Below are 14,363 nucleotides of genomic sequence, written 5' to 3'. Positions count from 1 at the left end.
TCCCCGAGCCTAGCCTCTTCTCTATGCCCTGCCACCCGACACTTACGGCACGGATGCCTCGTGACTTTGCGCCGGGACGGGCGGCCGGTCCGGGGAATCGGGGCCCGGGCGGCGTCCACGCCGCGGCCGTGAGCGTCCCAGGAGGGCTTCCAGACGGGCTCGTAGCCACCGCTGACCAGGCCTGTCGACGAGCCGGTACACGAGGTAGGCGAGCGCGATCGAGACCGTCATGGTGACGCCGACGAGCAGCCAGGGGTCGATCTCGTCCCGGTAGGACGGGATGAGAACGGCCGAGACAGTCTGGTGGAGAAGGTAGAGCGGGTACGTGAGGGCCCCGACGGTGACGAGGGGCCGCCAGCGGAGCCACCGCAGCCAGCCGAGGGCGACCGCGGCCATCAGCGCGAAGATCAGCGTTATGGCGACGATCACGGCCCGGGGCGGCGCCGGGTAGTGCGCGATGCCGATCGACGCCACCCGCTCGGCGACCCGCCTCAGCGCGGTGTGCAGGGCCAGGCCGTACGACACGGCGACGAGGATCCAGGCCGGCCAGGAGCGGAACCGGTGGATCAGGTAGAAGGCCATGCCGCCGATGAAGTACGGCGCCTGCTTGGGCAGGACGACGAAGTCGAGCACGGGGCTCTGGGTGACCTCGGCGGCGCCGACGAGGACCGCCCAGACCGACATGAACACCAGGCAGCGCCGTACGGTGATCCCGAACAGGGAGAACACCGCGACGATGACGTAGAACCGCAGCTCCGCCCACAGCGACCAGAAGACGCCGCCCGCGTGGCCGATCCCGAAGGCGCCCTGCAGCATGGTCAGGTTGACGGCGTACTCCCCCGTCGTGAGCTTGGGGTCGAACGCGGTGACGCCGCTGAACCGGTACATGATGAAGATCACGATGACGGCGAACCAGTACGCCGGGTAGAGCCGCGACACCCGGGAGACGGCGAACTCGCCGATGGTACGTCCCCACACGCTCATCAGGATGACGAATCCGCTGATGAGGAAGAACAGCTCGACGCCGAGGATGCCCAGCGCGGTGACGCGGCTGACGGCCGGGAAGAGCGAGGCGGGGAACTCGCCCCAGAGCGACTTGCTGGCCGCCATGAAGTGGAAGGACATGACGGCGAACGCGGCGACGAAGCGCAGCGTGTCCAGCTCGACGAGGCGCGGCCCTCTGGCCGTCTGGGGGGCCGTGAGACCACGGGGAGGCACAGGAGTCACCCGTGTGCGCCTAGGGAGATCACGCACCTTTGACGTGATCGGATCCGTCCCGGTTCCGGGAAAGCCGCGGTTCCACACGGCCGCCGACTCCGGGGCAGGTACCGGGACGAACGGAACGGCGCGGATGAACGGAGGCGCCCGGCATGACGAAGCGGCGCGGCCCCTGGGGACCGCGCCGCTCGTTCTCTTCCGGACCGGTGGGACTACAGGTACTGGCCGGTGTTGGCGACCGTGTCGATCGACCGGCCGGCCTCGGTGCCCTGCTTGCCCTGCACGAGGGTGCGGATGTAGACGATCCGCTCGCCCTTCTTGCCGGAGATGCGGGCCCAGTCGTCCGGGTTGGTGGTGTTGGGCAGGTCCTCGTTCTCGGAGAACTCGTCCACGCAGGCGGCCAGCAGATGCGCGATCCGCAGGCCCTTCTGCCCGGTCTCGAGGAACTGCTTGATGGCCATCTTCTTGCCCCGGTCCACGATGTTCTGGATCATGGCGCCGGAGTTGAAGTCCTTGAAGTAGAGAACTTCCTTGTCGCCGTTGGCGTAGGTCACCTCGAGGAAGCGGTTCTCCTCGCTCTCGGTGTACATCCGCTCGACGACCCGCTGGATCATGCCGGCGATCGTGCCCTCGCGGCTGTTGCCGTGCTCGGCGAGGTCGTCGGCGTGCAGCGGCAGGTCGCTGATGATGTACTTCGAGAAGATGTCCTTGGCCGCCTCGGCGTCCGGCCGCTCGATCTTGATCTTGACGTCCAGGCGGCCGGGCCGCAGGATCGCCGGGTCGATCATGTCCTCGCGGTTGGAGGCGCCGATGACGATGACGTTCTCCAGGCCCTCGACGCCGTCGATCTCCGACAGCAGCTGAGGGACGATGGTGTTCTCCACGTCGGAGGAGACGCCGGAGCCTCGGGTGCGGAAGATCGAGTCCATCTCGTCGAAGAACACGATCACCGGGGTGCCCTCGGAGGCCTTCTCCCTGGCCCGCTGGAAGACCAGGCGGATGTGCCGCTCGGTCTCGCCGACGTACTTGTTGAGGAGCTCGGGGCCCTTGATGTTGAGGAAGAAGCTCTTGCCGGACTGGCCGGTCTTCTCCGCGACCTGCTTGGCGAGGGAGTTGGCGACCGCCTTGGCGATGAGCGTCTTGCCGCAGCCGGGCGGGCCGTACAGCAGCACGCCCTTGGGCGGGCGGAGCTTGTGCTCCCTGAACAGGTCGGCGTGCAGGTAGGGCAGCTCGATGGCGTCCCTGATCTGCTCGATCTGCCGGCTGAGGCCGCCGATCTCCTCGTAGGAGATGTCGGGGACCTCTTCGAGGACGAGCTCTTCGACCTCGGACTTCGGGATCCGCTCGTACACGTAGTTGGAGCGGGGTTCCAGCAGGAGCGAGTCACCGGCCCGGATGGGCTGGTCGAGGAGCGACTCGGCCAGCTTGACCACGCGCTCCTCGTCCGCGTGCGAGATGACCAGGGCGCGCTCGCCGTCCTCGAGGAGCTCCTTGAGCATGACGATCTCGCCGACGTCCTCGAAGCCGAGGGCCTCGACCACGTTGAGCGCCTCGTTGAGCATGACCTCCTGGCCACGCTTGAGCGAGTCGACGTCCACGGCGGGGCTGACGTTCACCCGCAGCTTGCGGCCTCCGGTGAACACCTCGATCGTGCCGTCGTCCCTGGCCTCGAGGAACACGCCGAAGCCGGACGGCGGCTGTGCCAGCCGGTCGACCTCCTCCTTGAGGGCGACGATCTGGTCCCTGGCCTCCTTGAGGGTGGAGACCAGACGCTCGTTCTGGCTCGTGAGGGCGGCCACCTGGGCCTGTGCCTCATGGAGACGTTCTTCGATGACCCTGGCCTGCCGGGGAGACTCGGCCAGCTTCCGGCGCAACGCGGTGATCTCCTCCTGCAGGAAGGAGACCTGTGTTGTGAGATCTGCGACCTCCCGTTCGCGCTGCGCGGCTCGAGCCTCAGCGTCGTCGCGAGCTGCCACGCCCCGTCACCTCCTTCCCCGTCGAGAACGACTACTCAAGACCCTACCTATCTTGGCGCTGTACGTAACCTGGCCGGGCAGTGTTCGTGTAGTTACGTTGGGTGTTCGGCGTTTGATACCTTATGAACCTTTTATTCGGGTAACCATAAGGAACACACCCTTATGTTCCCGTGTCACGCGGCTTTGCCGGTTTGTGGCTGAATCGTCACAGTGGTTCGATCCCCTCTCCATACGCTCCCTTGGCCGGGCGCCTGCGTCGCGGCGGGGGCGTCACACCGTCCGCCATGCGACGGGCGCTGACGAGGAATCCCGTGTGGCCGACCATGCGGTGGTCCGGCCGTACGGCGAGCCCCTCGACATGCCAGTCGCGAACCAGGGTCTCCCACGCGTGAGGCTCCGTGAAACTCCCGTGTTCCCTGAGGGTCTCCACGGTTCGGGACATTTGGGTCGTTGTCGCAACATAGCAGCAGATAACGCCTCCCGGAGTGAGCGCCTTCGCCGCGGCGTCGACGCATTCCCAGGGGGCGAGCATGTCGAGGATCACGCGGTCGACGTCCACCTCGTCGAGGGCGGAGACGAAGTCCCCGACGACCAGCCGCCACTGGTCCATGGGTCCGCCGAAGAACTTCTCCACGTTCTTGGTGGCCACGTCGGCGAAGTCCTCGCGGCGCTCGTAGGAGGTGACCGAGCCCTCCGAGCCGACCGCGCGGAGCAGGAAGCAGGTCAGCGCGCCAGACCCGACGCCGGCCTCCACGACCCGCGCGCCGGGGAAGATGTCGGCCATGCCGACGATCTGGGCCGCGTCCTTCGGGTAGATCACCGCCGCGCCGCGCGGCATGGAGACCGCGTAGTCCTGCAGCAGGTGCCGGAACGCCAGATAGGCGGTGCCGCCGGAGGAGCGCACCACGGACCCCTCGGGCTGCCCGATCAGGTCGTCATGCGGGATCGACCCCTTGTGCGTGTGAAAGACGCCGCCCTCTTTCAACGTCACCGTGTGCCGCTTGTTCTTCGGATCGGTGAGCTGAACCTGATCTCCGGCCTGGAACGGGCCGTGCCTGCGAAAACCCATGCTGAAAAGGCTATCGGTGATTGCCGTGTACGGCTGTCGCCCGCGGGAGCCGTACAGGCCGCGGGACAGGCCGCGGGACAGGCCGCGGGACAGGCCGCGGGACAGGCCGCGGACATCGCGCGACACGCTGTGTCGCAGGGTTTCCTTTGCGTAATATCCCGGATGTGACCGCTGAATGGCCATTCGCTGGGCGGGCGGCGGAATTTCGCCGCGTCCTCGGCCTGCTGGACGGCCGCGACGCCCCGGGCGCCGTTATCGCGGGCAGCGCGGGCGTGGGCAAGAGCCGGCTCGCGACGGAGGTGGCCGGGACGGTCAGGGCCAAGGGGGACACGGTCGTCCACGCCATCGCCTCGTTCGCGACCCGGTCCATCCCGTTCGGGGCGTTCGCCCATCTGCTCCCCTCGACGGCGCCTCCCGCCAACCCACTCAGGTGGGTGGCGCAGACGCTGGTGGGGTCGGCCGCGCATCCGCTGGTCCTGGTCGACGACGCCCATCTGCTCGATCCGGGATGCGCCGCCGTCCTCCATCACCTGGTCCAGTCGGCGACCGCCGGCGTGCTGGTCACGATGCGGAGCGGCGAACCGGTGCCGGACACCGTGACGGCCCTGTGGAAGGACCTCCACCTGCCCCGCGTGGAGCTCGACCCGCTCACCGCCGAGGACACGGGGCGGATCCTCGCGTCGGCTCTGGGCGGCCCGGTCGAGGCGGCGACGGCCAGGCGGCTGCACCGGCTGAGCGAGGGCAACGCGCTCTTCCTGCGGGAGTTGGTGCTCGGCGCGCTGGAGAGCGGCTCGCTCGCCCCGGTGCACCGGCTGTGGCGGCTGGACGGCTCGCCGCCCGTGGCGCCCCGGCTGCGGGAGCTGGTCGAGGCCAGGATCGGCCGTCTCGAACCCGCCGAGGAGGAGGCGCTGGAGCTCGTGGCCTTCGGCGAGCCCATCGGCTTCCAGCCGCTCCTCGGCCTGGTCTCGGGGGACGTCCTCGAATCACTGGAGGCCAAGCGGCTGATCCGCCTGCTGGAGGACGGCCTCCGGACCCTCGTCCGGCTCGCGCATCCGCTGTACGGCGAGGCGATCAGGGCCCGCTGCCCGCGGCTGCGGGCGCGGCGCAGGTACCGGCAGCTCGCGCAGGCCGTCGAGGCGACGGGGGCGCGCCGCCGCGACGACACGCTCCGGCTGGGGGTCTGGCGGCTGGAGAGCGGCACCGCCGGCGACCCGAGGCCCCTCCTGGCCGCCTGCCGCGTCGCCTGGGCCGCCCACGACGCCCCGCTCGCCGCCCGGCTGGGGTGGGCGGCGCTCGACGCGGGCGGCGGCATCCCCGCCGCGATCGCCCTGTCGGACGTGCTGGACTTCTCGGAGCGGTTCGAGGAGGCCGAGTCGGCTCTGCTGGCGGTCTGGGACCACCCCTGCGCACCGGAGCAGCGGGCGGAGCTGGCGATGCGCCGCGCCTGGAATCTCAACTTCGGCCTCCAGCGCCCTCGAGAGGCGGAACGGGTTCTCGACGAGGCGGAGGCCGAGCTCTCCGAAAGCGCCCCGCTGTCCGGAAACCCGGAGCTCTCCGGAAACCCGGGGCTGTCAGGAAACCCGGGGCTGTCCGGAACCTCGCTGCGGCATGACATCCAGTGCATGCGGCTGCACCTGCTGGCCCTGAGGGGCGAGGTGGCCGCCAGCGTCAGGACGGCCGAGACGCTGCTCGCCGAACCCGAGCTGCGGCCGGGCTCCACGGCGCTCGCCCTGGTGATCAAGATTTTCGGGCTTCCGTACCTGGGCCGCCACCGCGCGGCCGTCACCGCCTACCGGCACGCCCGGTCCATCGAGGCGCGCTGGCGGGACGCCGCGCCGGCCGAGCTGCCCAAGATGATCTGCGGGCTGTTCCTCGCCCACGTGTTCTCCGGCGCCCTGGACCTGGCCGACGAGGCGCTCGACGAGGGCGACGCCATCCTGGGGGACGACAGCGGGCTGCGGCTGTTCCGGCGCGCGTTCCTGACCTGGCGCGCGGAGGTGCTGCGTCTGAGGGGCCGCGTAGCCGACGCCGTCCGGGTGTGCCGGGACGCGGCCGTGCTGGGCAGCCCGGGCCCGCTGGGCGCTCTCACACACGCCGAGCTGGCGCTGTCCGCCGCGCTCGCCGGAGACCTGGAAACCGCCCGCGCGGGGCTGGCCCAGGCCGAGCGGCACGCCAGCCCCGTCGTCCGCGTGTACCAGTACACGCTCGGCCCCGCGGCCACGTGGGTCGCCGCGGCGGGCGGCGAGGTCTCCCGGGCGATCGAGCTCGCGTCGGCACGCGCGGCGGAGGCCCGCGACCTCGGCCTGCCCAGCCTGGAGATGGTCGCCCTGCACGATCTCGTACGGCTGGGCGTGCCGGAGCGGGCGGCGGCCCGCCTGGGCGAGATCGCGCGAAGCGCCGACGGTGAGCTGGCGCGGGTCTGCGCCGCCCAGGCGGCCGCCGCGGGCGCGGGCGACGGGCCGGGCCTGGAGGCGGCGGGAGCGGCCTTCGCGGGGCTCGGCCTGACTCTCTACGCGGCCGAGGCCTACGCCCAGGCCGCCGAGGCCCACCAGGCCTCCGATGGACCGGGGCCCGCCGCCACAAGAACCGCCACAGGAGCCGCCGCGGGGGCCGCCCGGCGGGCATCGGTGCGCGCGGCGGAGCTGGCCGCCCGGTGCCAGGGCGCGCGCACCCCGGCCCTGCTCGGCCTCACGGCGCCCGCACTGACTCCGCGCGAGCGGGAGATCGCCCGCCTCGCCGCCACGGGGATGTCGAGCAGGCAGATCGCCGCGTCTCTCACGGTGTCGGTCCGCACGGTCGACAACCACCTCCAGTCGGTGTACGGCAAGCTGGGAATCAGCGACCGCGGCCAGCTGGCCGGCGTTCTCGGCTGAGCGACCGGCCCCGTCATGTGTGGAAGCGCCGCCGGAACTCCTCCGCGACCTCCTCACCGGCCGCGGCGGCGAGCCTGTCGACGATCGGGCTGACGACCACCCGCCCCACGGCGGCCGCCATCCGGGGGAACCTGCGGGCGAACCAGCCGCGCACATGCTCCATGGTCGCCAGGTCCGGCGGCTCGGCGAAGACGGCCTCCTCCAGCTCGCCGAGCTTGGCGAGAGCCGTACCGGCCCTGTCGTCCCCGTCTGCCTCGATCAGGCGGCGCAGCCGGTCGAGCGCGTCCTTCAGATCTCCTGTGTCTTCCAGTGTGTCTTCCAGTGGGGCTGGCTCAGGTGGCGGCGGCTGCGCCGAGACGGTGATGTTCCCGTCTCCGGTGACGATGTGGCCGGTCATGTTCCGGCCGACGCTGATCTTGTGTCCGGTCCGATCTGTCATCGGGCGCTCCCGTTCATGAGGGACGGAGGTCGGCCACGGGCGGAAGCTCGGAGCCGGTCAGCATGGCGCAGGTGGTCCGCCCGGAGGCCTCGGCGAGGTCCTTGGTGGCCATGCACACGCTGACCCTGCTCTTGGGATTGCCGGGATCCTCGCGCAGCCATTTCCTCGTCTGGTCGACCCGCTCCTGTGTGACCGTGACCGTGCAGGTATCCGACGGGGAGGGCTCGTCGCAGCCGTACCAGACGATGGAGTTGTCGGGGCTGGACACCCCTCGCATGTAGGCGTAAGGGTCGGGGCCGGTGATCCGGGCGGACAGGGTGAAGGAGCCGCCGATGGGCGGGTCGAAGCCGCACGCGTCCTTCCGCTTCATGAGGTCCTCCTCGTTCAGCTTCAGCGTGCAGCCGTCCGGGAGACCGGAGACCTCTATCGGCCACCGGGTGGTGATGGAGATGGTGAAGCGTGTCGTCGGACCCTTCTCTGAGATCGGCGTCTCAGACGTCCCGGTTCCCGGCCGCGTCACGAGCCCGGCGCAGGCCTTGCGGGCCGCCTTGTCCTTGGGGCTGGTCGTCGAGACGCAGACCGACTTCTCCTGGTCGGCCTTGACCGTGCAGGTGGGGACCTCATCGCCTTCCGCGCAGCCCCAGTAGCGCATCGCGACACCCTTGGGCAGGGGCCCGTCGGGGCGCACGCCGATGGTGTCGGCCTTGTCCTTGGACGCCTCGATCGTCCAGGTGCAGTCGGTGCCCTTGCCGGCCGGGGCGCACTCGGTCTGCCGCTCGGGGAGGCTCACCGCGATGACCTTCGTCTTGACCGCGACGTGAATGGGGACGGTGTCCGGCCTGCTGAGCTGCCCGAAGCCGTACGCGCCGCCCGCGACGAGACCGCCGCCGAGGGCCAGGCCGATGAAGAGCTTGCCGGTGAGCGGCAGGCCGTGCGCCGCCGCACCCCCCGTTCCCGCCGCACCCCCCGTTCCCGCCGTGCCGCCCTTACCGGCCGCGCCTCCCTTGCCCGACGCGGGCCCCTTCCCGTTCTTCACGGGGGTCCGCCCGTGGGAGGTCGCGCCCTGGTGACCGCCGCTCGCCGCCTGGTCAGTCGCCGGTCCATGGGAGCCGTGGGCGCTGTGCTCGCCGTTCCCGCCACTGTGCCCGCCACTGTGCCCGCCACTGTGCCCGCCACTGTGCCCGCCGTTGGCCCCCTGGCCGGGCGGGTGCGCCGACGCCGCGCCCGGATCGGCGGCGGGGCCGGAGGCGGCCGCGGGCGGGGTCCCGGTGAGGGCCTGCGTCTGCCGCGCCGCCTCGGCGGCCCCCGTGTCGCCAAGGCGGTGCCAGATCGCGATGGCCGCCGCGATGGAGACGGCGGCCTTGACCCTGTTGCCGGTCAGGAGTGACCGGATGCCGTGCTCATGGGTGAAGTAGGCCTGGGCGGGCTCGTCGCCCGCGGCTCTGGCCGCTCCGAGGCCCCCGTCGAGGAGGCGCCGCCACGCTCCCCAGCGGAGCGACCTGGCGGCCGCGGGCGCGGCGGCGCGGGCGAGCGCGGTGCCGAGCTCCGGCCGGCCCGCCCTGACGAGCGCGTCGACGACCCCCGTGACGAGCGTCTGGTTGCCGGCGACGCCGGCGGGCGGGGCCGAGGCGGCCCACGCCGTGAGCCGTTCGGCGATCGCGGCCAGCCGGCTCCCGCCGAGGGTGAGCCGGGCCGGAAGGGCGCCGGCGACCCCATCGGTCAGGCGGCAGCCGTACTCGGACTCGGTGACCAGGCCCATGCCCGCCAGCCGTGTGATCGTCTCGTCGAGCCCGTCGACGCCCTCCGCGAGCAGGGCCAGCAGCTCCCGCGAGGCCGTGGCGCCGTCCACCACGCCGAGCAGGGTGACGATCTCGCGGCCGGGGCCGTCGAGCGTGCCGAGGATCCGGGGCAGGATCCCCGGCACGTCAGCGGGTCGCGGCAGGAGGCCCGGTCCGCCACTCCCGCCGGTCACGGCGGCCGCGCGCATCAGGTCGAGCGGGTGCCCGTCCGTGGCCTCCCAGAGCAGCGCCGCGGCCTCGGTCTCGGACGGCTCCAGCGGTCTGGCGGCGGCGGCCGACAGGAGCTCGAGCGCGGCCTCGCGGCCGAGCCCGGTGAGGGCGAGCGCGTCCCCGTGCCACCAGAGCGACCGGGCGGCCGAGGTGAACAGGACCGCGCCGTCGGGGACGGCGTCGAAGATCCCGGCCAGCTCCTCGCCGGGCAGGTCCACGTCGTCGGCCAGCAGGCACACGCCGACTCCCGCCATCAGGCGGCGCAGCTCCGGGGCTCCCGGCCGATATCCCTCGGCGTCGTAGCAGGCCTCGAACAGGTCCTGGACGAGGTCCTCGGCGTCGCGGCCGTGACCGTTGAGGAAGACGACATCGGCGCCGTCGCCCGCGAGCAGCCGCGCGGCGTGCCGCAACAGGACGCTCTTCCCCGATCCCGGCGGGGCGAAGACCTGGAGCGTCCGCCCGTCGACCGCCGCGGACGTGAGGACGGCCAGCTCGGCGTCCCGGCCGATGGGCGGCGCGGCCCGGCGGGGCGGGAGGCTGATCCGGTCGCGGCGGCGCGGCGCCGGGCGTCGCGAGCCCTGGATCACGGTGACGGTCGACCCCTCCGCCGTCACGGCGACGTTGTAGTCCCCCGTGATGAGGGGGCCGCGCATGTCCCTCCCGACGTGCACGGTGGGGGCGGTCTCCGTCATCTCAGGGCCTCCATGCCGAGTTCCCCCGCGGGGGGTGCGGTTCCACGCTCTCCACGGAAACACGCCGCGGCGCGGCTGGCCTGAGTAGCGGATTACTCAATCAGGAGCGAGGCGCCTACTCAGGCGGCCTCGGGCCGTACGGGGAGGCGACGGGAGGCGGGCCGTACCGGGAAATGGGATGGCCGCCGGAGCGGGGCGGCTGGTAGCAATGGGACATGTTGCCCCACGAGGTCATTTCCGCCGGTCCAGTGGTTCTACGGACTCCCGAGACGAGCGACGCCGACGGGATCACGCGTGCCTGCGCCGATCCGGATATCGCCCGGTTCATTCCCCTTGTCCCGTCGCCGTACACCCGTGACGACGCGCTGTTGTGGATCACCGAGCTGGCTCCCGGCGGCTGGGAGGCGGGCGGCGCCGAGTTCGTGATCGCCGGCCCCGGGGAGGCGGAGCTCCTCGGCGTGATCGGGCTGAAGCCGGTCGACCGGCTCGGCAACGGCGAGGTCGGTTACTGGGTCGCGCCCTGGGCGCGGGGGCGGGGAGTCGCGACGGCCGCCGTCCGGGCGCTCTCCGAGTGGGCGTTCGCGCACGGCCTGCCGCGTCTCGCGCTGCTCGCGGGGGTCGAGAACATCGTCAGCCAGCGCGTCGCCTACGCGGCCGGCTTCGAGCACGAGGGGGTGCTGCGCGGGGCGCAGGCGTCGAGGGACGGCTCCCGCGCCGACATGGTGGCCTTCGCCCGGCTGTCCACCGACCCCGGCGACCCCATCGAGCCGTTCCTGCCGTTCTTCCCCGGGGGCTTCCCCGGTGGTTCGCTCACGGACGGCGTCGTGCTGCTCACGCCGCTCACCACGGGCGACGCCGCCGACCGCCACGCGGTGGCGTCGGTCCCGGACATCGTCAAATACCACGTCCCGCCTGTGACGCCGGACTACGCGGAGACGGTGGCGCGCTGCCGCTACGCGGGCCACCGGTGGCTCGCGGGGCAGATGGCCTCGATCGCCATCCGGGACGCGGAGACCGGCGAGTACGCGGGAGACATCCAGCTCACCAACATCATCCCGCCCCTCGGCCAGGCCATGATCGGCTACAGCCTGCACCCGCGCCATCGCGGGCGGGGCCTCACGACGCGCGCGGTGAACCTGCTCGTCGAGTGGGCCTTCGAGAACACCTCGCTGTGGCGGATCGTCGCGGGCACCGCCCCGGAGAACACCGCCTCGCACCGGGTGCTCGAACGGGCCGGGTTCACCCGCGAGGTGCTCGTCAAGGACCTGCTGCCGGGGCCCGGCGGCACCCGCGTCGACGACCTCCAGTGGGCCCGCACGCGCTGATTGGGACGATACGGTCCGCGGGGGCCAGACCTCGCGGCGGCCTCAGACGAGCCCTCCGAGGTCGCCGCGTCCCGAGATGCCGAGCTTCGCGTAGATCGCGGACAGGTGGTTGTCGATCGTCCGGGACGAGGCGAACAGCCGTGCGGCGATCTCCTTGCTGGTCAGCCCGGACGCGGCCAGGCGGGCGATCTCCAGCTCTCTGGGGGTGAGGGCGGGAGCCCGGAGGCGGCCGAGGGCGGGCGTGACCCCGGCCTCGCACCGCCGGGACAGGGCCCACGCACGGGCCGACGACGCCCGCGCGGGGGCCGTACGGCCGGCGGCTCCATGGGCGAGGGACGCCTGGGCGAACGCGTCGGCCGCGTGCAGGGGCAAGCCGAGGCCGTCGAACGTCTCCGCCGCCCGGTCGAGGGCCGCCCCGTCGCCGGACGCGGCGGCGCGGGCGTGAGCGGCGCAGGCGGGAGCGAGGTCGCCGTCGTGGAGGGGCGCGATCTCCTCGATGCGCCCCACCACCCGTGCCGCCGCGCCGAGCCGTACGGCATCATGCAGGGTGATCATCTCGTGGCCCAGGGCGCCGACGGCACGGCACCCCTCGGCGAGTTCCGCGGCGAGCGACAACGCGCCGCCGGCGTCGCCCTCCATCGCGGCGAGCCAGACAGCGGCGTGGTCGGCCCAGAAACCGAGGATCCGCGTGGAGGAAAGGCGGCGCCGCTCCGCTTCCCGCAGTGCCTGGCGGGCGCGGCCGAGGTCTCCCATGAGGGCGGCCGTGTGCGCCAGCTCGCCCCACGCGAGAGAGCCGATGGCGGCCACGGCGCCGGACCCGTGCGCCGCGGACTCCGCCGCGTGGCGCGCGCCCTCGGCGAGGCGGCCGGACAGCCGTCCAGACTGCGCCAGGAGAGCCTTCAGCATGGTGGCAGCCAGGTCCCACTTCTCATACTCGGCACCGTTCCGCAGGGCTCCGGCGGCGAGGGCCTCGGCTTCGCCCGGCTTGCCCGCGAAGAGATGGGCCAGCCCCGCACCGATGAGCGACGCCGGCAGGACGTTCGGCACCGCGCTGTGCCAGGCGTCCACGGAGCTCAGCGCCGCGTGGGCGTGTTCGAGGGCCGTCGCGGTGCGGCCGCTGTGGCCGTGGGCCAGCGTCGCGACCGCGTGGGCCTGCGCGTCGATCATGATGCCCTGCGACGCGGCGAGCAGTCCCGTGGCGACGGGCAGCGACTCGCCGAGGCGCGCGCCGAACACGAGGAAGGCCGCTCTCTGGGCGGTGACGTGCTGGTTCCACAGAGGGTCGCGGATCGACGCCTCGGCGTCGGTCAGCATCCTCATCGCCGGCTCGTGCCGATCGAGGCCCCAGTAGAGGTTGTGGCCCCGGGCGATCGCGTAACCGGCCCGCTCGCGGTCGTCGGCGGGCTCGTCGGTGACCGCGCCCCACATCGCCTCGGCCTCGTCGTGGCGCTCGGCGTAGTTGAGCACGATGCCGAGCGTGATGGCGGCGCTCATGCCGCCCCCCGCGCGCAGCGCCGCCCAGCCGAGCCGGGCCGCCAGCGTGAGATCGTGCAGCGCCCAGGCCGCCTCGCACCCCGCCAGGAGCACGGCGGGGCCGGGGGCGTCCCCGGCGTCCAGCCACCAGACCGCCAGGCGGAGGGTGTCCTCACGGCGGCGCGCGCCGGTGGCCTCCACCGCCTCCGCCAGCTCCCGGACCCGCCGCCTCGCCCTCAGGTCGGGGCAGCGGGACCGGATGACCTCGCCGTACAACGGATGGGTGAGGCGGACCCGCTGGCGCCGGCCGTCCCCGGCCACCTGGATGAGCCCTCTGGCCTCGACCGCCTCCACCGCCTCGGGCGGGCAGAGCGACTCCAGCTCGGCCAGGCCGACGGGCTCGCCCAGCACGACGAGCTCCAGCACCCGCGTCTCGGCGGCGTCGAGCCGGCCGAGGCGCTGGTCGATCACCTCGACCAGCCGTGGGGCCAGGGCGGGCTCACCGTCGAGGCGCCACATCCCGGACTCGGCCCGCAGGGCCCCGGTCGCCCGGCTCGCGAGCACCACCTCGCGCAGCAGCAGGACGTTGCCCTTGGTGACCCGCCACAGGCGGCTCGCCGTGGTGGGGTCGACGTCTCCTTCCAGCGCTCCGGCCAGCACCGCCGCGGAGTCCTCCTCCGACAGCGACTCCAGCTCCACCCGCGTCGCCAGGCCGTCCTTCCAGAGCTCGACGACCGAGTCGGGTGCGGGCTCGCCCGTACGGACGGTCGCGAGGATCCGGGCCTGGCCGGGCCTGACCGGGGCAAGGTCGGGCGGCAGGCGCGGCAGGAGGTGCACCAGCGCGGCCGACATCGAGTCGAGCAGGTGCGCGTCGTCAACGGCCAGGATCAGCGGCCGCCGTGGCGGCCCTCCCCGCATGGCCGCTCCGAGGACGGCGTCTGCGGCCCACCGGAGCGGGTTGGACACCTCCGAGGGGACGACCGCCGGAAGCAGGTGGGCGAGAGCGCCGAACGGCAGCGCGGCGGCGGCCTGGGTCGCGCGGACGGTCTCGACGGCGAAATCCCGCAGGGCGGGAGATTCCAGCACCTGTGTGGAGAGCCGGCTCTTACCCACGCCGGCGTCCCCGGCGATCACGACGCTCCGCCCCTCGCGCAGCATGCCCGCGATCCGGTCGAGCTCCCCCGAGCGCCCGGCGAACGGCCACCGATCCACGGTCCCTCCTCGCCGGGATCATACGCAGGAGGCGCGCCCGCAACCACCCGCGCTGGAACCGCAGCCGGTCTCCCAGA

At 72.6% G+C, this 14,363-nt stretch carries 8 protein-coding genes; 2 read left to right on the top strand and 6 right to left on the bottom strand.

What is annotated here, in order from left to right; translation table 11 throughout:
• Window positions 1–42: 42 nt before the first annotated feature.
• The 3 genes from N5079_RS33095 to N5079_RS33085 form a co-directional block, all read right to left on the bottom strand.
• Window positions 43–1,218 carry an acyltransferase family protein gene (locus tag N5079_RS33095; RefSeq protein ID WP_261588148.1) on the bottom strand — a complete coding sequence of 392 codons (1,176 nt, stop codon included), beginning with the start codon at window positions 1,216–1,218 and terminating at the stop codon, window positions 43–45.
• A gap of 212 nt (window positions 1,219–1,430) precedes the next feature.
• Window positions 1,431–3,194, bottom strand: coding sequence for a proteasome ATPase (gene arc / locus N5079_RS33090; protein WP_261588147.1), 1,764 nt, complete (start codon window positions 3,192–3,194; stop codon window positions 1,431–1,433).
• Between the two features lie 205 nt (window positions 3,195–3,399).
• Complete coding sequence (locus N5079_RS33085; protein ID WP_261588146.1) at window positions 3,400–4,263, bottom strand: tRNA (adenine-N1)-methyltransferase; 864 nt, start codon at window positions 4,261–4,263, stop codon at window positions 3,400–3,402.
• A gap of 164 nt (window positions 4,264–4,427) precedes the next feature.
• Here N5079_RS33085 and N5079_RS33080 point away from each other — a divergent pair, with 164 nt between their 5' ends.
• Window positions 4,428–7,136, top strand: coding sequence for a helix-turn-helix transcriptional regulator (locus N5079_RS33080; RefSeq protein WP_261588145.1), 2,709 nt, complete (start codon window positions 4,428–4,430; stop codon window positions 7,134–7,136).
• A gap of 13 nt (window positions 7,137–7,149) precedes the next feature.
• On the opposite strand, the gene N5079_RS33075 is transcribed toward N5079_RS33080, so the two are convergent.
• Both N5079_RS33075 and N5079_RS33070 read right to left on the bottom strand, forming a co-directional pair.
• Window positions 7,150–7,575 (bottom strand): hypothetical protein, encoded by a 426-nt coding sequence (locus tag N5079_RS33075; protein ID WP_261588144.1) that lies wholly within the window; start codon window positions 7,573–7,575, stop codon window positions 7,150–7,152.
• A 13-nt stretch (window positions 7,576–7,588) separates the two neighbouring features.
• Window positions 7,589–10,276: an ATP-binding protein gene (locus tag N5079_RS33070; RefSeq protein WP_261588143.1), complete on the bottom strand. Its 2,688-nt coding sequence runs from the start codon at window positions 10,274–10,276 to the stop codon at window positions 7,589–7,591.
• A gap of 215 nt (window positions 10,277–10,491) precedes the next feature.
• Between N5079_RS33070 and N5079_RS33065 the strand changes: the two genes are divergently transcribed.
• Window positions 10,492–11,601, top strand: coding sequence for a GNAT family N-acetyltransferase (locus tag N5079_RS33065; protein WP_261588142.1), 1,110 nt, complete (start codon window positions 10,492–10,494; stop codon window positions 11,599–11,601).
• A 42-nt stretch (window positions 11,602–11,643) separates the two neighbouring features.
• Here the strand turns inward: N5079_RS33065 and N5079_RS33060 are convergent, their stop codons facing one another.
• Window positions 11,644–14,286: a helix-turn-helix transcriptional regulator gene (locus N5079_RS33060; RefSeq protein WP_261588141.1), complete on the bottom strand. Its 2,643-nt coding sequence runs from the start codon at window positions 14,284–14,286 to the stop codon at window positions 11,644–11,646.
• Window positions 14,287–14,363 lie beyond the last annotated feature (77 nt).

Origin of the sequence: Planotetraspora sp. A-T 1434, from assembly GCF_025420585.1 — a bacterium.
GTDB lineage: Bacteria > Actinomycetota > Actinomycetes > Streptosporangiales > Streptosporangiaceae > JAOEGB01.
The sequence above is the reverse complement of the archived record's forward strand: the minus strand, read 5'-3'. Positions and strand labels throughout refer to the sequence as shown.

Bases quoted from the DNA above. Each gene is read 5' to 3' on its own strand.
- N5079_RS33065 (WP_261588142.1), top strand. From the start codon at position 10,492: ATGTTGCCCCACGAGGTCATTTCCGCCGGTCCAGTGGTTCTACGGACT.
- N5079_RS33075 (WP_261588144.1), bottom strand. From the start codon at position 7,575: ATGACAGATCGGACCGGACACAAGATCAGCGTCGGCCGGAACATGACC.
- N5079_RS33070 (WP_261588143.1), bottom strand. From the start codon at position 10,276: ATGACGGAGACCGCCCCCACCGTGCACGTCGGGAGGGACATGCGCGGC.
- N5079_RS33085 (WP_261588146.1), bottom strand. From the start codon at position 4,263: ATGGGTTTTCGCAGGCACGGCCCGTTCCAGGCCGGAGATCAGGTTCAG.